Origin of the sequence: Glaciihabitans sp. GrIS 2.15 (assembly GCF_035984695.1) — a bacterium.
GTDB lineage: Bacteria > Actinomycetota > Actinomycetes > Actinomycetales > Microbacteriaceae > Lacisediminihabitans.
In genome coordinates this window covers 152,695-170,209 of sequence record NZ_JAXCHU010000008.1, presented here as the reverse complement: position 1 = coordinate 170,209, position 17,515 = coordinate 152,695, and the positions used below count along the sequence as shown (strand labels likewise).

Sequence of the window (17,515 nt, the reverse complement as noted above, 5' to 3'; positions counted from 1 at the left end):
CCGCTGGGGAGATGACCCGCTGGGGTAACCCGCTCGCGCTTCCAGTCGCAGTGCTTAGGCTGGTCTCATGAGATCAAAGTTTTTGCTTATTGTCGGGCTCGCCGTCGGTTATGTCCTCGGAGCACGCGCCGGACGCGAGCGCTTCGAGCAGATTGCTCGAGCGACCCGACGCCTGTGGGAGAGCTCCGGGGTGCGCAAGACGCGCACCGAAGTGGAGGGATACGCCCGCCAGCAGGCTCCCGCGGTACGCGCGAAAGCGGAATCGATAGCGAAGGCCACTCCCGCAGCAATCGCTGACAGCGTGCGCGCCACGGCGGATGCGGGTCGGAAGGTCGCCGATCGAACCGTGACGGCGGCCACTGACCTCGCCGAGCGGGTCACGTCAGTGGCGAAGGACGTCGCCGGGATGACCTCGACGACGGCGCGCGATGTCGCGGATCGCACTACCGGGCTGGCGAAGGATGTCGCGGATCGCACCACCGAGACCGCCGAGGAGTTTCGCGAGCGCGTTTCGATCACGGCGACCGAGCTGCGTGAACGGGGTGAGGAGGCTCGCGACCGGGTGGTGGTCAAGGCCAGCGAATCACGCGACGATGCGCTCGCCGAACTCGACGACGATGACGAGAATCCGGACCGCTGAGTCGTAGCTCGTAGCTCGTAGCTCGTCGCTCGTAGCTCGTAGCTCGTAACTCGTAGCTCGTAGCTCGTAACTCGTAGCTCGTTCCTCGTCGCGCCACTACAGTACGTTGATCGCGGTGGCCCGCCACCGGTTATCGAGCCCTTCCAGTCGCAGCGCGACCGCGCGGGTGCGGGCCCGATTGCGCACAATCACGACGGCTTCGACCACGCCGTCTCGCGGTTCGCAAATCGATGTCGATCCGATCGAGAAGGTGGGGCGCCGAACAACCTGGCCTGTGGCCTGGCGCGCGCGAGACGACAAGACCACCCGCTTGAGCAGGTGGCGATAGACATCATCCGTCACCCAGCGAGAGATTTGTTCGAGATCGCGTGCACCAGCGAGGATTTCGATCACGCAGCGCGTGAGGTTCTCGAGCAGCGGCTGGGGATTGGGCAGGGAAGATCGCGATGCCGGCTGCGCACCGAAGAACTCGTCCGGTTGGAATGGTGAACGGATAACTTTGCTCGGGAGGCCGCCGAACGGCGCGACCGGTGTGGGGTGCTGTGCTGGCCGTGCATCGCTCATGTGCGTGTCCCCACGAGGTTTGGGTCGAGGAAGGGTCTACCCCCGAAATGGGGGTGACGTCTTGAGGAGCCACTCAAGCAGCATTGGGGGCTTGCTGTCCATGCCCCAACGCGGGGGTGTGGATAACCCGATCCGCCAGGGCACCGCCGTCGCTAGCGTCGCTGCATGCGCTGGGACAATCTGTTCGATGATCTCGAGGGCCAGCTCGAACAGGAGCTCGCTGCCGAGGAGACCGATTTGCGGGCCGAGGAGGAGCGGCTTCGCCTCGGGCGACTCTCGATTCGCGACCGTCTTCTTGCGCTAGGCACGGAGCGTGACGACGGACCGGTGCGGGTTTCACTCGTGAATGGGTCAACGCTCGATCTGCGTCCGCGTACCTTCGGCCGCGACTGGATTTCGGGGGATGTGGTGGACCAGACCGTGCGAGGTGCGCAGTTCATCCTGCCCCTCGACGCGATCGCCGGCCTCCTACTAACCCGCTCGCAGGTGAGCAACAGCCTCGAAGAGCTTGCCGTGACCGAGTCCGAGCGCGGACTGTCTCGGCGACTCGGTCTGGCCTTCGTGTTACGAGATCTGTGTCGACGGCGTCAGTCGGTCGAGCTCGTGATGAGCGAGGGTGTGATCAGCGGCACGATCGATCGGGTGGGTCGGGATCACCTCGATCTCGCCGTGCACGAGGTAGGCACGGTTCGCCGTGAAAACCTGGTCTCGCACTACCGGATCGTGCCGTTTGCCCGGCTGCTTTTCGTCAGGTTGTGAGTCCTACTCCACCGGGGTGCTGCCCGGTGCTCCGCGCAAGCCGAAGGAATATTCCGAGAGGCTCGCATAGTCGGACTGCTGCCAGAGGCTCATCCGCCTCGACTCCTCATACTTGGCCTCGATGTATGACTCGAGCACCGAGCGCTCCACCCGCCAATGCCCATGTCCCCCCACCTTGATTGCGGGCAGCTCGCCGGACCGCACGAGAGCGTACGCCTGGCTTGCGGAAATATTGAGCACGTCCGCAGTGTCGGCGAGCGTCAGGAATCGGCCGAGAGCGGCATCCTGGCCAGGGGAATCCGAGTGCGTCATGCCTCGATTATGGAGGGCGGACAATCCGCACGACGGGGGTGTGGATAACTTTCCCGCGGGGCCGCCGTGGTGGCGAATATGGAGTCCTGCAGCACGGATGCCGCAGGGACCGGAGGAATGTGGTGAGCACGATGAGGGTGCCGCGGCGCAGGACGGTGTCGAGCCGCCCGGAACCGTCCGGACGTGGCGCCGGCGACTCCGAGCGCACACCACGAGCGTTTTGGTTCGATCCGCGCTTCGCCATCGGCATTGCGCTCGTCGTCGGCTCGGTGCTCGGTGTGGTGGCCGTTGTCTCGGCCGCAGAGAGCAGCGTGTTCGTCTATGCCGCCCGATCATCCCTCAGCCTCGGCGACCGGGTACATGCCTCCGACTTCGATGCGCGTAGCGTGCGCCTGGGGTCCCTTGGGGGTAAGTACCTCGTCGACGGTGACATCCCGCGCACTGGTTTCGTGGTCACGCGCGCGGTATCGGCGGGTGAACTCATTCCCGTCTCCGCCGTCGGCGATGTCGTCGGGTCGGCCGTTGCTTCGATCGTGGTGAGTGTGAGAGGCGAGCTCGCGCGGTCTATCGGAGACGGCAGCGTCGTCGATCTCTGGTGCGCGAAGGAGACAGAAGACAGCGTGTTCGGGCCCCCATCTGTGCTGGTCGCATCCGCGACGGTAGTTCGGGTGATCACCGCGGAAGGCGTGATCGCAGACCGATCGGAACAGTCGGTGGAACTGCTCGTGCCCCGCACGAAGACCGCGGCAGTGCTCGAGGCGATCGCCAACGCCGCCGCCCTGTCGCTCGTGCCGTCGAGCATCCCTGTGAGGGGCTGAGCAATGTCCACGGTTGCACTGGCTCTCCCCCTAGAGCTCGAAGACAGCATTTCGATGCAGCTCGTGCGCCAGGGGTTCGAGCTATCGGTGCGGTGTTCCAGTGCCGACGAGCTCGCATCTCAGCTGGCCCAGACGGTACCGGACTTCGTGATCCTCGCAGCCTCAACTCGCTACCTCAACAACCGCCTCATAGTTGAAGCGGATGCCACCGGAGTGCGCATCGTCGCACTGGTCGCCACCGATTCGGAGCGTCGCTATGCGGCAAGCCTTGGCCTTCTCGAGGTGGTTGCCGCCGATGCCGACTGGGCGGAGATCGAGATGCTGTTGCTCGGGCATCCGGGTGCACAGGATGCCGCCGCGCAGCCGCGCAACGGTACGGTTATCGCCGTGTGGGGTCCAGCCGGCGCTCCGGGACGCACGTCGATGGCGATCTGCCTCGCCGCCGAACTCGCGACCGCCGGAGTGACGGTGGCTCTCGCTGACGTGGACACGCACAGCGGATCGATCGCCCCGGCCCTCGGCCTGCTCGATGAGGCTCCCGGCTTCGCGGCGGCCTGCCGTCTGGCCGGCGCCGATGCGCTCACGAGGCTCGAGCTCGAGCGCATTGGCCAGCGCTACCTCACGGCACGCGGCAGCTTCTGGGTGTTGACGGGAATCGGCCGTCCGAGTCGTTGGCCGGAGCTCTCCGGGGAGCGGGTGACTGCCGCCATCGCCTCCTGTCGAGAGTGGGTGGACTATACGATCCTCGATACCGGGGCAAGCCTCGAGAACGACGAAGAGATCAGTAGCGACCTGTTCGCGCCTCGGCGAAATGGAGCGACGATCGCGGCGCTGAGGGCCGCCGATGAGGTGGTTGCCGTCGGCGCGGCGGATCCCGTCGGACTCTCTCGCTTCCTCCGAGCACACGTGGACCTGTTGGAGACGATCGACACCGATCGCATCACGGTTGTAATGAATAAGCTGCGGGCGAGCGCGATCGGCCCCGGGGCATCAGGCCAAGTGCGCCAGACCCTGCAGCGTTTCGGTGGAATCGCAAATCCCGTTCTCGTGCCGCACGATCAGGCGGCTTTCGACGGCGCGATCCTCACCGGGCGCACAATCGTAGACATCGCGCCAAAGTCTCCCGCACGAATAGCAGTCGCTGCGCTTGTGCGACAGAAACTCTTGCCGCAGCCCGCACTGGCAGTTCGGCGAAACTGGTTGCACCGCACTGCAGTGCTGCCGGTGTAGTCGATCTGCCGCATAGGCTTGAGGGTACCGGTCCCTGACGGGCTCACCTTCGAGACGCTGGCCCCAGTCTTGGTGCGCGCCGGGGCTAGTGTGCCCGAAGCCCCTCGAGAAGCTCGTCCTTCTTCATCCGCGAGTATCCGACGATTCCAGCAGCACGGGCGTGCGCCCGAAGCGCGACGACGGTCCAGGCGAGGGAGGGTTCGGCAGGTTTCGGGGCCGGAGTCCGTCGCACGCGGGTCGCAGGGACTTTCGTTGCCGGGGCGACGTCGCGGGCTGGCGCCGCTTTCTTGGCCGATGCTGTCTTTTTCGACGGTGCTGTCTTTTTCAGCGCAACAGCCTTCTTCGCGGCGGTCCCGGCAGCCCGGGCTGCCTTCTTCTCGCTCTTTGCTGCATCCTTCTTTCGCTCGGACTTGGCGGCCTTCACCAGCTTCTTCTTGCCAGAGGCCTTCTTCGAGAGCTTCTTCTTCGAGTCTTTCTGTGCCACGCGTTCTCCTCGGGCCGGGCGCGGGGTGTTCCGCGCATTCGCCCCATTGTCTCGCAATACAGCTCGTAATACAGTTCGCGTGCGCAGTATCTCTTTCGGTTCGTTCGCGGAGTGGCTTACCCAACGCTCATGAGCGGAAGTCATCCGATTCGTGCGGTGGCCGAATCGGGCGCGGCTGTCAGGCTGGGGTGAGGGTGAGAGCGAGGCGCGGCTTCTGCTCCTTGAGCAGCAATTGGATCGAGACGCGGGAGCGCTCGACGATGCCATCTTCGCGGCTCGTCAGGCGATCGAACCACACGAGGGTGAGGCCCCGCGGAGACCCGCTCCGCGACTGCACCTCCCGGCACCTTCGTGTCGACGCGGCGCCGCCATCGGACGATCATCTTCTCTGCGGCGGCGACAGTGCTTGTGGTGCTCGTGATTCCACTCGCTTTGTCGGGGTGTACTACGGGGTTCGAGTCTTTGCCCATCGCAATCCCCCCCCCCCCCGACGAGGTGTGCATGCTCAGCACCGCCGCCGGCGATCACGATGACACAGTCTGCGCTAACGTGCGCTCTTTCGCTTGCTCGGAGCTCTCCAGCGCGCCGGTGAGCTATCACCTGAACCACGGGGTGACCGACTCCGCGGCGGGTGTGACCGAGGCATCCTGTCTGGCGTTTCGCTGGGGACCAGACTCCGGCCTCACCGTGCGCGTCATCGGCTGACACGGGCTGAAACCGGCCACCTCGCCAGCGCGCCTAAACTTGGACCCGTGTCGACGCTCTCAGACCTCGTTCTCTCCCAGGGTCGTTCCAACGACGCCGACGTCGAATGGCTGCATCTCCTCGTCGGTGACTGGCAACTCCTTGCCGACCTCGCATTCGCCGACATTGTGCTGTGGATTCCGACTCACGACGATGACTTCGTCGCGGTCGCGCACGCGCGACCGTCGAGCTCGGCAACGCTCTTTTATCGCGACTTCGTTGGCCAGGTGATAAAGCCAGAGTGGAAGGGCCAGGTAACCGAGGCGTTCCGCTCCGCGCAGATCGTGGATTCCGCCGCACCCGACTGGTACGAGGAGACTCCCACTCGAGTGCGGGCGGTGCCGGTGCTCCGACGGCTTTCGGTGACGGGAGCACAGACCACGGAGCATCCGATCGCCGTGATCACTCGCCATACCAACCTGAGCGAGGCACGAACTCCGAGCCGTCAGGAACTCACCTTCAATGAGTGCGCTAACGACCTGTTCGCGATGATCTGTGCCGGAGATTTTCCCGACCTCGGTGCCCCGACGGGGCCGCGGCGTGGCGCCCCTCGGGCATCCGACGGACTCCTGCGATTGGATGTTGACGGCATCGTCACCTTTGCCAGCCCGAATGGACTCTCGGCCTTCAACCGCATGGGCTTCGCCGGTGAACTCGAGGCCGAGTCGCTCGCCGAGGTCACCAACTCCCTGCTGAGTGGCAAGCTCGTGGTCGACGAGTCGCTGCCGCTCGTGGTTACAGGCCGGGCCCCGTGGCGCACCGATATCGAGGCCAAGGGGGTCACGGTCTCACTGCGCGCCATCCCGATCCGGGACCGCGGTGAGCGGGTCGGTGCAATCGTGCTCTGCCGGGATGTCACGGAGCTGCGTCACCAGGAGCGCGAACTCATCACCAAAGACGCGACTATCCGCGAAATCCATCATCGAGTGAAGAACAACCTACAGACCGTGGCGTCGTTGCTGCGGATCCAGGCACGACGTTCTCATTCGGACGAGGCCCGCGATTCACTCAACCAGGCGATGCGTCGGGTCGCGGCCATCGCGGTCGTTCACGACACCCTGAGTGAAGGGCTCACCCAGAATGTCGACTTTGACGTGGTCTTCGACCGGGTGCTCAAGCTCATCGCCGAGATAGCGTCCACGCATAACACCAAGGCGCATCCCACCTTCACCGGCAGTTTTGGCGCACTTCCGAGCGAATATGCGACGCCGCTATCCCTCGCGCTTACCGAACTTGTGACCAATGCAGTGGAACACGGCCTAGCCGGTCGCGAAGGCAACGTGGAGATTACCGCCGAGCGCTCAGAGGAGACCCTGACCGTGCAGGTGCGCGACAACGGCGGCGGTTTACCCGAGGGTAAGGTCGGCTCAGGACTCGGCACCCAGATCGTGCGCACCCTTATTCAGGGTGAATTGGGTGGCACGATCGATTGGCACACCATGGTCGGCAGCGGCACCGAAGTGACCATCGAGATGCCGCTGGCTTGGCTCACCAAGTAGCTAGCCAGCGGTCGTCCCGCTTCGTTGCGCAGGCCCCACGCGGGGGTCGAGCGAGTCGAGAGCTAGGAGGCGCGACGGGCGCGAGCAGCGCGACGCTTGAGGGCACGTCGCTCGTCTTCGCTGAGGCCGCCCCAAACGCCCGAGTCCTGGCTGGTCTCGAGCGCATACTGGAGGCACATCTCGGTGACGCTGCACCGGGCACACACAGCTTTGGCTTTATCGATCTGGTCGACAGCCGGACCGGTGTTCCCAACGGGGAAGAAGAGTTCGGGGTCGGCCGTGAGGCATGCGGCTTTGTCGCGCCAGTCCATCTGGGGGTGCTCCTTTTGTTGCGAACGCAGGGCCGTAGAGCCCTGAGCAGAGGTCATAGACCCAAGCTTGGGGAAAGTTTTCAGGGGGTTCGGTGGATGCTCACGGCCCTGTGAGTGCAAATCAACCTCACATAGAATCTCATACTGAGTGTCGCAAATCAATAGTCAGGTGGGGTTCCATAGTGATGAGTGAACCGAGAGTCTCGCGCCGACCGGCGCTGTTACTCCTGCTGGTGGTTCTGCTGGCGCTCGAATGCGCCGCTCTGGCAGCGCTCGCTTGCTACCTCGTAGTCGAACTCCTGATTGCGCGCCCGGACTCCGTGGCGACGGCGATCGCTCTGCTGCTACTCGACCTGTTGGCGGCGATCTGGGTCGGAACAATGGCGGTCCACACCCTCCGGGGCAGGTCCTGGATTCGCGGTGGAGCGATCACCTGGCAGATCCTGCAGATCGCGGTGGGCATCGGCAGTTTTCAGGCCCCGTTCTCACGCCCGGACATCGCTTGGCTGCTCATTCTGCCCGCCGCAGCGGTAATCATCCTTCTGTTCACCCCGACCGTGATCGCGGCGACCCGACGACGCGACGAACTGCCCGAGGCCTGAACACTCAGGCGCAGGTCGATTCAGGCATCGAGGCCGAGCTTCTTTCGCAGCGACGCGACGTGGCCCGTCGCCTTCACGTTGTAGAGCGGCAGAGTGATGGAACCGGTCTCGTCAACGACGAAAGTCGACCGGATCGTGCCCATCACAGTCTTGCCGTAGAGCGATTTCTCACCGAAAGCACCGTAGGAATTGTGTACAGCGAGGTCGGGGTCGCTCAGCAGCGGGAAGTTGAGGCCTTGCTCTGACTGGAACTTCTTGAGCGCCGGTGCGGCGTCCTTCGAGATGCCGATGACCGTGTAGCCGGCCGATTTGAGGGAGTTGATGTTGTCGCGGAAGTCGCAGGCTTCGGTCGTGCAGCCCGGGGTTGATGCCGCGGGGTAGAAGTACACGACGACCTTGTCTCCGGCGAAATCACTGAGCGAAACGCGCGCGCCATCCTGGTCGTCGAGAGTGAAGGCGGGGGCGGTCTGCCCCACCTCGAGTCTGGTCGATGTAGTCACTTGCTTCTCCTTCGGCTGCGGCGAATACTGTCCACAATCCTACGGATCGGGCCGCTGCTGCGACCTGTTCGCGACAACCGGTTCTCGATGCTAATCTTTACCCTTGGTTCCCACGTTTCTCATGGGGACCGATCGCACCTCTAGCTCAATTGGCAGAGCAACTGACTCTTAATCAGTGGGTTCCCGGTTCAAGTCCGGGGGGGTGCACTTTCTCAACAAGGGGAAGTAGGCGAACAATGGCCACTTTGCTTTTCTAGTTTTTTACCATTGCCCGTCTGAGGGCAAAAAAGCAATCCGCCGCCCTCTCGAAATGAGCGGACGACGGGACCGTAGAGGTCGAACTGGCAGGCTATGTGGGCTGAAGTGGGAAGGCAACTACGCGACCCTGAACCGCACCCTCCACGCCAAGTAGGGCTATGGAGAGGCTTGGTCAAATCCGCCATAACCCAGAGCGCGGCGCAAGCCGAACGAGTTACGACCCACGGCCCAAAATCAGTTCGAATCGACCCAGTTCCTTCACGAGCTCCGCTGGCTCATCGAAATAGTCGCGCAGATCGGGATCTACAGCCTCCGTACCAGGATCGGCGTGTGCTTGCTTGTTGGCCTGCACCCACTCAGTGAGATGCGTTGGACCAAGCACATCTTCTGCGTTCATGATGATCGTGGCTCGAGTATTGGGCGCACCGATCGCACCGATCGCACCGAGCACACCGGAGAGTCGCCGAATTTGTACGAAGAGGGACAGAGCTGCTTCAACTGCACCTGCTCTGACGGAATCAGAGGAAATCTGAAGCGTGACTGCCACGTGGCCTCATTCTGACTCCGGGTTGAGGCAATACTGCGAGGATTTTAGTTTTCACCGAATTGTCGCTCTCTCACGGTTGGAGACGCTAGATGGTCGGGCAACGGGAAGCCTATCGACCGGCCTATTTGTCTCGATAAGGCTGGTGGTCCTCGCAGAGGCGAGGACAGCAGAAGCACCAACCGGAAGGTGGAGCAGTCATTACGATTCCGGACCTTCCGCGTTTTGCCCCGCGATCCCAAGCGGCCTTCGTCGTGCGGGACAAACGGGCACATGATCGCGCCAGCGTTCGCCTGCCGGTCGGCGACGATCGGCCGACTCGCTGACGCCGCTGGCGAACACCCGTGAAGGCGCCAATCCTGAATGCCCCGATGGGCTACGGTGTGCCACACCGTCATTCCGTGGCAAGGGCGGCGTCGGCGTGGTGTGGAGCCGGAGGAAGCCCCAGCGGACGCAGGCAACCGTCACATTCGCGAGGGACCATGCGCCCGTTTGTCAGCCGTGCTGTCGAAAGGAGGACCGCATGGCTGACGAAACGGCGCGCGGTCGCGTCGGCGCGCGCGCTTGTCCCGTCCGCTACGAAATCACGTCCCGGAGCAGCTCCTCATTCACGGAGGTACGGGCGCGCGAGACCACATACCGGACACCGAGCAGCCCGAACGGTAGCAGAACGAGAATCCAGCCGATGGCACTGAGGCCCCAGGCGGTGACTGTCGGATCGACGCCGTCGACCACAGTGCCGGCAAGCAGGCCGAAGCGAGACATCAACAGGTACTCGCCGAGCACGAGGCCGATGGTGGCCAGAACAGGCGCGATCGTCGTCTGAAACACATTCTCCTCACCCTTGTGCGTGCGAAAGTAGGCAATGACGGCGATGCAGACGAGAATTTCAATGAGCACAATCGCCACGACAGACAGCCCGCTGAACCAGTAGAAGAGGGTGAGGATCGGGTCGAGTTTGAGTAGGGCGAAAAGCGCAATGACGATCCCGGTGATGATCGACGTGACGACGGATGCCGCGGCCGGCGCCCCCCGACGATTGACGGTGCCGAGCCTGGCCGGCAGGATCCCACCGCGGCCCATCGCGAAGAGGTAGCGACTGGCCGCATTCTGGAAGGCGAGAAGACCGGCGAACAGGCTCGAGAGCACCAGGATCGACATGACCGTCGCCATCCACGGTCCCACGTATTGCGCGGCTAGTGAGAACAGCACCTCCGCGGGAGCGGCAAGCGGAACTTTGGCGACGGTCGAGAGCGCGACGGTTTTCTCGACCACGTGGGAGGCGCCCATGCCGGTGACCATTGCGAAGGCAGTAAGTGCGAAGAGCACGGTAATCACGATCACCGAAAGGTAGGTGGCACGCGGCACGACCTTCTTGGGATCCCGCGATTCTTCACCGTAAATCGCGGTGGCCTCGAATCCGATGAAGGAGGCGAAGGCGAACGCGAAGGCGATGCCAGCCGATCCGGCGAGCCCGCCAGCGAGGATCGCGGCCGGGTTGAAGGATGCCAGGAAGTTGATGCCCTCCGGCCCGCCGCTCGCCAGGATGACCACCGACGTGACCACGAGCGCGGTGAGTTCGAGGAGCATGAGCACGCCGAGCACCCGTGCGCCCACGTCCACCCGCAGCAACGAGAGCACGGTCACCACCGCCCAAGAAACGAGAGACCACACCCACCACGGCAGGATTCCGACCTGGCCAGCCATGACCGCACCAAAGAAACCGAAGATCGCGAGCTGCACCGCCACGTAAGCGAGAATCGAGACAAACGCCGAGGCGATACCCACATGGCGGTCGAGACCGCGACCGATGTAAGCGAAGAACGCTCCGGCGTTGGTGACCCTCTGGCTCATAGCGGCGTACCCCACGCTGAACAGCAGCAGGGTGATGCCGACGACCAGATAGGCGCCAGGAGCGGCCGCCCCATTGCCGAGCACGATGGCCACGGGCACGGCGCCAGTCATTCCGACAAGCGGAGCAGCGGCCGCGACGACGAAGAACACGATTCCGACAGTGCCGAGGCGACCCTTATTGAGGGAGGTTTGGGCGTCGGTATCGGAGGCGGGGGTCTCTTGCGCAAGTGCCATTGCGATACTCCTCATTGAGTTAGGGCGGGAGTGCAGTTCAGGGAGGCGATTATCGTGCGTATCCGAACGAGTTAGCTAACAATGACGAACGGGAGCCCTGCCGTCAAGTGCTTTCGAGAAGTTCATTTGGATACAAACAAGCGATCGAACTGGACTACACTCTGGCGCTATGACTGCTCTCAACGGATTTCTGGCCCCGCTGACACCGACCGGCGCGAGCGCCCTCGTGCCGAAGCCGCCGTGGTACTACTCCGGCACGTTGCTCACGGTGGAGTACCTCACCGACCCGGCCAATGTGCGGGCTATTCTTCCGTCCGATATCGAACTCGCGCCCGACCGCCCGGGCGCCGTCGCCATCATCTGGGCAGATTGGCAATCTTGCAGCGAAGGCGGCCTGGAATTGCTCGATCCGGTTCGCGCGCAATATCTCGAGGCCTTCGTGGTGGTGCGTTGCTCGCACCGCGGAGTCACCTTTAGCCGCTGCGTCGCCATCTGGGTCACCAAGGATTTCGCCATCGGCCGCGGATGGTTCCAGGGCTACCCCAAGAAACTCGGCTCCGTGCACGTCACGCGGCTGTTCTCGCATGGCAAGGCGACGCCACGGCTCGAAGCCGGGGCTCAGATCGGCGCTTCGCTCGCGGCCTACGATCATCGGCTGGCATCCGCCGTCGTAACGCTGCGCGAACCTTCCGAACACAATGGTTTCGTTAACGGGCACCGGATGCTGCACAACCGTTTCATGCCATCGATCAGCCAGGGGGAGGGCCTGTCACTCGATCAGCTCGTGGCGATGGGCACCATCGACGCTGACCTCGGGCCGGCGTGGCGCGGAGATGCTGAGCTTTCGCTCGCCGACTCACCGTGGGACGAGCTGCACTCGATCCTGCCGGTCGAAGAGATCCTTGGCGGATATTATCGCGAACTCGGTGTCACCTTCACCGGCGGAGAGCTCGTGGAGGATCGCTCCCGCGCGGTGTGAGATCCGACACCGCCGTGGGGTGTTGTGGCGCTGTGCGACATGATGCGGTGTGGTGCTGTGCGTGTCGGCTGATCCTAGGAACTCGCGGCGGTGGTACCCGTGGCCCGCTTGCGCCGCTCCGCGAGGGAGGGTCTTTTGCGAGATCCGCACCTGATGGAGGGGGTTTTTCCGCTATTCGGCAGATTTCCCTCCTTCGCTGCTTATGCAGACGCCTGCAGCCGCAGAGGACTGCAGCTGCAGAGGCATGCACCTCCCTTACCGGGCGCAGGGCCTCCGACACCGACACCGCTCCTCAGTAGTCCTCGAGATACTCTTGCAACTCCCAGGGGGTCACATCGCGGGTGCCAGGGTCGTCGGTGGCGTGCTCGTAGCGCGCCACCTCATCCCGCTTCAACATGCTGAAGACGTCGACGATCGGAGCGCCGAGCGCCCCACGCAAAACGGTATCGGCGTCAAGCGCATCGAGAGCGGCGGTGAGGGTGGTCGGCAGCACTTCGGCGGCCTCATTTTCATAGGACCAGCCATCTGCGCTCGGCGGCACCTGTCGTCTGTGGATCAGTCCGTCGAGCCCGGCCGCGAGCACGGCCGCGATCATCAGGTACGGGTTGGCCGCCCCGTCGCCGATGCGAACCTCGAGACGCGTGCCTGCCCCGCGCTCCGGCGGCACCCGCACCATCGCACTGCGGTTGTCGTGGCCCCAGTTCGCGCGGTACGGCGCGAGCGTGTCCGGACCCAAGCGCTTGTAGGCATTCACAGTGGGATTGGTAAATGCGGCGAGCGCGGGAGCGTGAGCCAGGATGCCTGCCATCAGGTGATTTGCGGTGGCTGAGAGCTGTCCGTCCGGCTCGCTCATCAGGTTGTTACCGGAGGCATCCACCACTGAGAAGTGAAGGTGGAAACCACTGCCGCCCTCATCGCTCCACGGCTTGCCGAGGAAGGTGGCGAGCTTGCCGGTGCGCGCCACGATGTCTTTGATCGCGGTCTTGAACAGGAAGGTGCGGTCCGCGGCGCGGAGAGCTTCGCCATGCCAGAGATTGATCTCGTACTGCGACGGGCTGAACTCGTGATTTCCGGCGACCACTCCGATATCCATGCGGTCGAGCATCCGAAGCAGGTGCAGGAAGGTGCCGTCGGGGTCGACCCAGGCGCCGGTCGTATAGACGCGACCAGTGCGGGTGAGCGCGCGCTGCCATTGGCCGGTCTCCCCGCGTTCGGCGATGTAGAACTCGAGCTCTGGACCGATCACCGCGGTGAGCCCGAGAGCGGTGTACTGCTCGATGACCCCGCGGAGTACCGATCGCGGCGCGAGGGCACTCGCCGCACCGTCGGGCTCGAAAGCGTCCGCAATTGCGAAGGCCACCCCCGGCTCCCACGGCATCAACGTCACGGAAGTCGGATCGATGCGGCTCACGAGGTCCTGAAGCCCGGCGGACAGGATGTCGTTTCCGTCAAGCACCCCGCCCTGGGTCGTAGTCACCCACACGCCCTGGCAGAAGGTCGGGCCGGTGGTCGCGGTGTGCTCCAGGTGGCTCACGAGCAGGTCTTTCGATCTGGTGATACCCAGAATGTCGGCATAGACCAGCCGCAATACGTCGATGCCCTGTTCCTCCAGCTGCGTGTGAAGAGCGGCTGCATCGATACTCATTTGTCCTCCGGCCCGGTAACCAGGGGCACTGGATCGTTCGGCCCTGAACGATTAGTGCGATACTAAGGCTAAATCCGGTCGACGACGACATCTGCGAAATTTTCGGTCCTCCGGATCGACAGGGAGGATGCGGATGCGCGCGCTCTTTGTGCAGCACGATCACGTGAGCCCCACCGGCCCGGTTTCCGATCGATTGCGAGAGCGCGGGTTCGAGGTGGATGAGCTCCTCATCGTGGACGAAAACCATGCCGGCCGCCCCAACGTGCACTTCGACTTTCCGGACGCAGCGGACTACGACCTGCTCGTGCCGATGGGTGCGCCGTGGGGTGCCTGGGACGACGAGGAGATCGGCCGCTGGCTGGTGCCAGAGGTCGCCTGGCTGCGTGCCGCTCTTGACGCGGAGATCCCGGTGCTCGGTATCTGTTTCGGTGGCCAGTTGATGTCCCGTGCCCTTGGCGGGGCGGTCGCCGTCGCACGACGACCGGAGATCGGCTGGACGGCCGTGCACACCGATGATCCCCAGCTCGTATCATCCGGTCCCTGGTTCGAATTCCACTACGACCGCTGGACAGTGCCCGCCGGAGCTCGCGAGATCGCTCGCACAGCCGCTGCCTCCCAGGCCTTCACCCACGGCCGCAGCCTTGCGGTGCAGTTTCACCCCGAACTCACCGCCGCCAGCCTCGAAGGCTGGCTGAACGCGGGTGGGGCTGAGAAGGTGGCGGCAGATGGCCAGGATCCGGACGCCCTGCTCGCACATACCCGCGCCGAGGAGACCGCATCCCGGACTCGCACCGCCGCCCTCGTGGATGCCTACCTGGAACGGGTTGCCGGGCTGCTGCCCGAGTCCGCGGTCGGCTAGCGAAGCGTTTCGAGAATCTCGATCACTCTCGCCGCATCCGTCTCCGGGTTGACGAAGGCGAGCCTCAGCACCGTCGCACCATCGAGAGTCGTCGGAACGCAGAGCATGGTGCCCTCGAGGGCCGTTGCATGGGACCACAGCTCGTAGTCGGCCGGCTGCCATCCGGGACGGTCGAACACGACGACCGAGAGTTCCGGTTCCCGCACGAGCCTGAGGTGATCGGATGCCCGGATCGCCGCCGCGACCGTGCGCGAGGTGTCGAGCGAGCGTTCGATGGCGTCACGATAGCGGTCCGTGCCGTGGGTGGCGAGGCTGAACCAGAGCGGGAGTCCGCGCGCTCGCCGACTGAGGTGAAGTGCGAGTTCGCTCGGATTCCATGATTCGCGGTCGATGTGATCGAGGTAGCTTGCATGCTGCGAATGAGTCGCCCGAGCGAGAGCCGGTTCGCGATAGAGCAGGGCGCAACAGTCGTAGGGGGCGAAGAGCCACTTGTGCGGGTCGACGATGAAACTGTCGGCCGACTCGATGCCGTCGAAGAGCGCGCGCACGCTGGGGGCGGCGAGGCCGGCCCCGCCGTAGGCTCCGTCCACGTGCACCCACACCCCGAATTCGTGGGCGACGGCCGCGACATCCGCGAGGTCGTCGACGATGCCCTCGTTGGTCGTGCCCGCCGAAGCCACCACCGCGAAGACGTCGGGGGAGCGCTCGAGTACTGCTCGCAGGGCCACTCCGGTGAGGTGACCGCGGGCGTCCATCGGCACTTCTACGACGTCGACGTCGAGCGCCTTTGCTGCCGAGCGAATCGAGGAGTGCGCGTTGGCGGTGCAGGCGAGCTGCCAGCCGCCGGCCGGTCGGCCTCCGCGGCGAGCCTTCGCGGTCTCGCGGGCGGTCATGAGGGCCGAGAGATTGCCGGAGGTACCGCCGGCGACGAAGCATCCGCCCGAGCTTTCTGGCCAGCCGAGCATGCCCGTGATCCAAGCCAGTGCCTCGTTCTCGGCATAGATTGCGCCTGCGCCGGCTTCCCATAAACCGGCGAAGATGTTCGCGGCGCTGGTGACGAGGTCGAAGGCGACCGCCGCACGGGTGGGCGCAGCGGCGATGTACGCGAGATTGAGTGGATCTTCCTGTGAGCGGGTGGCGGGCTCGAGTACGCGGTCGAACACGCTGAGCGCAGCTTCCGCTCCGATGCCGGATGCCGTAATCGTTGGCCCGGCATCCGCGGCGAGCGCGGTCGCCGACCGAGCGGTGGTGAGCGGATCGGTGTGCCGAACCACCCGTCGCGCGGCCCAGTCCGCGGCGAGTTCCACCGTCGCAGACTCATCTCCCCAGATGGGGTGAGACTCGGCGGGCTGCGACTCGGGCGGCTGAATTTGGTTGCTCATTTCGCGCTGGCCAACTCGACTCTCACGGGGAACCGTTTGATGCCGTTGACGAAGTTACTGCGCAGCTTGGAAACCTCCCCGAGTCGATGCATTCCGGTGATGCGGGGCAGCAGCTCTTCGTACATCACGCGGATCTCGAGCCTGGCCAGCGCGTTACCGAGACACATGTGCGGCCCACCCCGGCCAAATGCCATGTGTTCATTCGGGTTGCGCGTGACATCCATTCGGTACGGGTCGTCGAAGACTTCGGGATCCCGGTTACCGGCGGCGAACCACGGCACGACCTTGTCACCTTCCTTGATCTCCTGGCCATTGATCTCGGTGTCGTGAGTGGCCGTGCGGCGAAAGTGATAAACCGGACTCGCCAGCCGCAGGAATTCCTCGACAGCCCAGGGGATGAGCTCTGGTTTCTCTTGGAGAAGCGCGAGCTGGTCGGGGTTGTGCATGAGATAGTCCATCGAGTGGGTGATGGTGTGCCGGGTGGTCTCGTTGCCGGCGACGACGAGCAGCAGAAAGTAGCTGTTGAATTCGCGTTCACTCAACGGGATGCCATCCATCGGCGTCTGGTTCACCAATCGCGAGACGAGGTCGGTGCCATCGCCACCGCGCCGCTGACGGGCGAGGTCGTTTCCATAGTCGAAGACCTCTTGGGCGGCGGGGGAGCGGAACGGCAGCAGCCGATATTTCTCGCTCTCCTCCGAATCTGCAAGCACATCGGTGTGCTCCGGATCGGAGTTACCCACCATTCGGTTGCCCCAGTCGATGAGCTTGTGGATATCGGCGTCGGGCACATCGAGCATGCGGGCGAGCACGCGGATCGGAAAGTCTGCGGCCACCTCGGCGACGAAGTCGAACTCGGTCTTGGCGAAGGCGGCATCGAGCGTTGAGGCGGTGAGCCCGCGCAGGAAGGTTTCGTAGCCGGCCACGGCCTTGGGCGTGAACTCGCCCTGCATGAGCCGGCGAAGGGAGCGGTGCCGAACGCCGTCCGTCTCGAGCATCGACTTGCGCGCTTCGATCTGCTCGGCATCCAGCTCCTCGAGGTTGACGGTGCCGCGTTCGCTCGAGAAGGTCTCGGTGTCGCGAAGCACGCCCACGATGTCGTGGTACTTCGTCAGCGACCAGAAGCCGTGGTTCGGGGCATCCTCTTCGTCCCAATGCACGGGAGTGTTCGCGCGAAGTTCGTCGAAGACCCGCCAGGGGTCGCCGGTCTCGAAGAGGTCCAGATCGGCCAGGGTGACACTCGTCGGTGAAGTCAACTCAGTCCTCGCAGTCAGGTCGTGGGATGTTGTTTGGACAC

Annotated in this window: 20 protein-coding genes and 1 tRNA gene; 10 read left to right on the top strand and 11 right to left on the bottom strand. The window is 64.2% G+C overall.

Annotated elements, in window-relative coordinates; translation table 11 throughout:
• Positions 1 to 67 precede the first annotated feature (67 nt).
• Entirely contained in the window at positions 68 to 640 is a 573-nt protein-coding gene (locus tag RCH11_RS12955) for a protoporphyrinogen oxidase (RefSeq protein WP_327057431.1), read from the top strand.
• Between the two features lie 96 nt (positions 641 to 736).
• On the opposite strand, the gene RCH11_RS12950 is transcribed toward RCH11_RS12955, so the two are convergent.
• Positions 737 to 1,204, bottom strand: coding sequence for an Rv3235 family protein (locus RCH11_RS12950; protein WP_327057430.1), 468 nt, complete (start codon positions 1,202 to 1,204; stop codon positions 737 to 739).
• Positions 1,205 to 1,369: 165 nt separating this feature from the next.
• On the opposite strand from RCH11_RS12950, the gene RCH11_RS12945 reads away from it, so the two are divergent.
• The gene (locus RCH11_RS12945) at positions 1,370 to 1,963 is read left to right on the top strand and encodes a hypothetical protein (protein WP_327057429.1); all 594 of its coding nucleotides are present in this window, start codon (positions 1,370 to 1,372) and stop codon (positions 1,961 to 1,963) included.
• Between the two features lie 3 nt (positions 1,964 to 1,966).
• Here RCH11_RS12945 and RCH11_RS12940 read toward each other — a convergent pair whose 3' ends face one another.
• Positions 1,967 to 2,275, bottom strand: a complete 309-nt coding sequence (locus RCH11_RS12940; RefSeq protein WP_327057428.1) for a helix-turn-helix domain-containing protein — start codon at positions 2,273 to 2,275, stop codon at positions 1,967 to 1,969.
• Between the two features lie 122 nt (positions 2,276 to 2,397).
• On the opposite strand from RCH11_RS12940, the gene RCH11_RS12935 reads away from it, so the two are divergent.
• Complete coding sequence (locus tag RCH11_RS12935; RefSeq protein WP_327057427.1) at positions 2,398 to 3,093, top strand: hypothetical protein; 696 nt, start codon at positions 2,398 to 2,400, stop codon at positions 3,091 to 3,093.
• A gap of 3 nt (positions 3,094 to 3,096) precedes the next feature.
• Positions 3,097 to 4,323 carry an AAA family ATPase gene (locus RCH11_RS12930; RefSeq protein ID WP_327057426.1) on the top strand — a complete coding sequence of 409 codons (1,227 nt, stop codon included), beginning with the start codon at positions 3,097 to 3,099 and terminating at the stop codon, positions 4,321 to 4,323.
• 85 nt (positions 4,324 to 4,408) lie between these two features.
• On the opposite strand, the gene RCH11_RS12925 is transcribed toward RCH11_RS12930, so the two are convergent.
• Complete coding sequence (locus RCH11_RS12925) at positions 4,409 to 4,807, bottom strand: Rho termination factor N-terminal domain-containing protein (RefSeq protein ID WP_327057425.1); 399 nt, start codon at positions 4,805 to 4,807, stop codon at positions 4,409 to 4,411.
• A gap of 178 nt (positions 4,808 to 4,985) precedes the next feature.
• Positions 4,986 to 5,144: a hypothetical protein gene (locus RCH11_RS12920; protein WP_327057424.1), complete on the bottom strand. Its 159-nt coding sequence runs from the start codon at positions 5,142 to 5,144 to the stop codon at positions 4,986 to 4,988.
• A 164-nt stretch (positions 5,145 to 5,308) separates the two neighbouring features.
• On the opposite strand from RCH11_RS12920, the gene RCH11_RS12915 reads away from it, so the two are divergent.
• Together RCH11_RS12915 and RCH11_RS12910 are read left to right on the top strand one after the other, a co-directional pair.
• Positions 5,309 to 5,512: a hypothetical protein gene (locus tag RCH11_RS12915; protein WP_327057423.1), complete on the top strand. Its 204-nt coding sequence runs from the start codon at positions 5,309 to 5,311 to the stop codon at positions 5,510 to 5,512.
• A gap of 47 nt (positions 5,513 to 5,559) precedes the next feature.
• Complete coding sequence (locus tag RCH11_RS12910; RefSeq protein WP_327057422.1) at positions 5,560 to 7,050, top strand: sensor histidine kinase; 1,491 nt, start codon at positions 5,560 to 5,562, stop codon at positions 7,048 to 7,050.
• A gap of 62 nt (positions 7,051 to 7,112) precedes the next feature.
• Here the strand turns inward: RCH11_RS12910 and RCH11_RS12905 are convergent, their stop codons facing one another.
• A complete protein-coding gene (locus tag RCH11_RS12905; RefSeq protein WP_147784762.1) occupies positions 7,113 to 7,361 on the bottom strand; it encodes a WhiB family transcriptional regulator in 249 nt (82 codons plus the stop codon).
• Between the two features lie 185 nt (positions 7,362 to 7,546).
• On the opposite strand from RCH11_RS12905, the gene RCH11_RS12900 reads away from it, so the two are divergent.
• Positions 7,547 to 7,963 carry a hypothetical protein gene (locus RCH11_RS12900; RefSeq protein WP_327057421.1) on the top strand — a complete coding sequence of 139 codons (417 nt, stop codon included), beginning with the start codon at positions 7,547 to 7,549 and terminating at the stop codon, positions 7,961 to 7,963.
• A 20-nt stretch (positions 7,964 to 7,983) separates the two neighbouring features.
• Here RCH11_RS12900 and bcp read toward each other — a convergent pair whose 3' ends face one another.
• Complete coding sequence (gene bcp / locus RCH11_RS12895) at positions 7,984 to 8,463, bottom strand: thioredoxin-dependent thiol peroxidase (RefSeq protein ID WP_327057420.1); 480 nt, start codon at positions 8,461 to 8,463, stop codon at positions 7,984 to 7,986.
• 134 nt (positions 8,464 to 8,597) lie between these two features.
• Here bcp and RCH11_RS12890 point away from each other — a divergent pair.
• Positions 8,598 to 8,670, top strand: a tRNA-Lys gene (locus tag RCH11_RS12890).
• A gap of 265 nt (positions 8,671 to 8,935) precedes the next feature.
• Here RCH11_RS12890 and RCH11_RS12885 read toward each other — a convergent pair.
• Together RCH11_RS12885 and RCH11_RS12880 are read right to left on the bottom strand one after the other, a co-directional pair.
• Positions 8,936 to 9,268: a hypothetical protein gene (locus RCH11_RS12885; RefSeq protein ID WP_327057419.1), complete on the bottom strand. Its 333-nt coding sequence runs from the start codon at positions 9,266 to 9,268 to the stop codon at positions 8,936 to 8,938.
• Between the two features lie 573 nt (positions 9,269 to 9,841).
• The gene (locus RCH11_RS12880; RefSeq protein WP_327057418.1) at positions 9,842 to 11,353 is read right to left on the bottom strand and encodes an APC family permease; all 1,512 of its coding nucleotides are present in this window, start codon (positions 11,351 to 11,353) and stop codon (positions 9,842 to 9,844) included.
• 169 nt (positions 11,354 to 11,522) lie between these two features.
• On the opposite strand from RCH11_RS12880, the gene RCH11_RS12875 reads away from it, so the two are divergent.
• Positions 11,523 to 12,332, top strand: a complete 810-nt coding sequence (locus RCH11_RS12875) for an acetoacetate decarboxylase family protein (RefSeq protein WP_327057417.1) — start codon at positions 11,523 to 11,525, stop codon at positions 12,330 to 12,332.
• 292 nt (positions 12,333 to 12,624) lie between these two features.
• Here RCH11_RS12875 and RCH11_RS12870 read toward each other — a convergent pair whose 3' ends face one another.
• Positions 12,625 to 13,977 carry a glutamine synthetase family protein gene (locus RCH11_RS12870; protein WP_327057416.1) on the bottom strand — a complete coding sequence of 451 codons (1,353 nt, stop codon included), beginning with the start codon at positions 13,975 to 13,977 and terminating at the stop codon, positions 12,625 to 12,627.
• A 133-nt stretch (positions 13,978 to 14,110) separates the two neighbouring features.
• Between RCH11_RS12870 and RCH11_RS12865 the strand changes: the two genes are divergently transcribed.
• Positions 14,111 to 14,836 (top strand): type 1 glutamine amidotransferase, encoded by a 726-nt coding sequence (locus RCH11_RS12865; protein ID WP_327057415.1) that lies wholly within the window; start codon positions 14,111 to 14,113, stop codon positions 14,834 to 14,836.
• On the opposite strand, the gene RCH11_RS12860 is transcribed toward RCH11_RS12865, so the two are convergent.
• Both RCH11_RS12860 and RCH11_RS12855 read right to left on the bottom strand, forming a co-directional pair.
• Positions 14,833 to 16,218 carry a pyridoxal phosphate-dependent decarboxylase family protein gene (locus RCH11_RS12860; protein WP_327057414.1) on the bottom strand — a complete coding sequence of 462 codons (1,386 nt, stop codon included), beginning with the start codon at positions 16,216 to 16,218 and terminating at the stop codon, positions 14,833 to 14,835. The genes RCH11_RS12865 and RCH11_RS12860 overlap by 4 nt on opposite strands.
• Positions 16,215 to 17,474 (bottom strand): cytochrome P450, encoded by a 1,260-nt coding sequence (locus RCH11_RS12855; protein WP_327057413.1) that lies wholly within the window; start codon positions 17,472 to 17,474, stop codon positions 16,215 to 16,217. Before RCH11_RS12855 ends, RCH11_RS12860 begins: the two co-directional genes overlap by 4 nt.
• Positions 17,475 to 17,515: the final 41 nt, after the last annotated feature.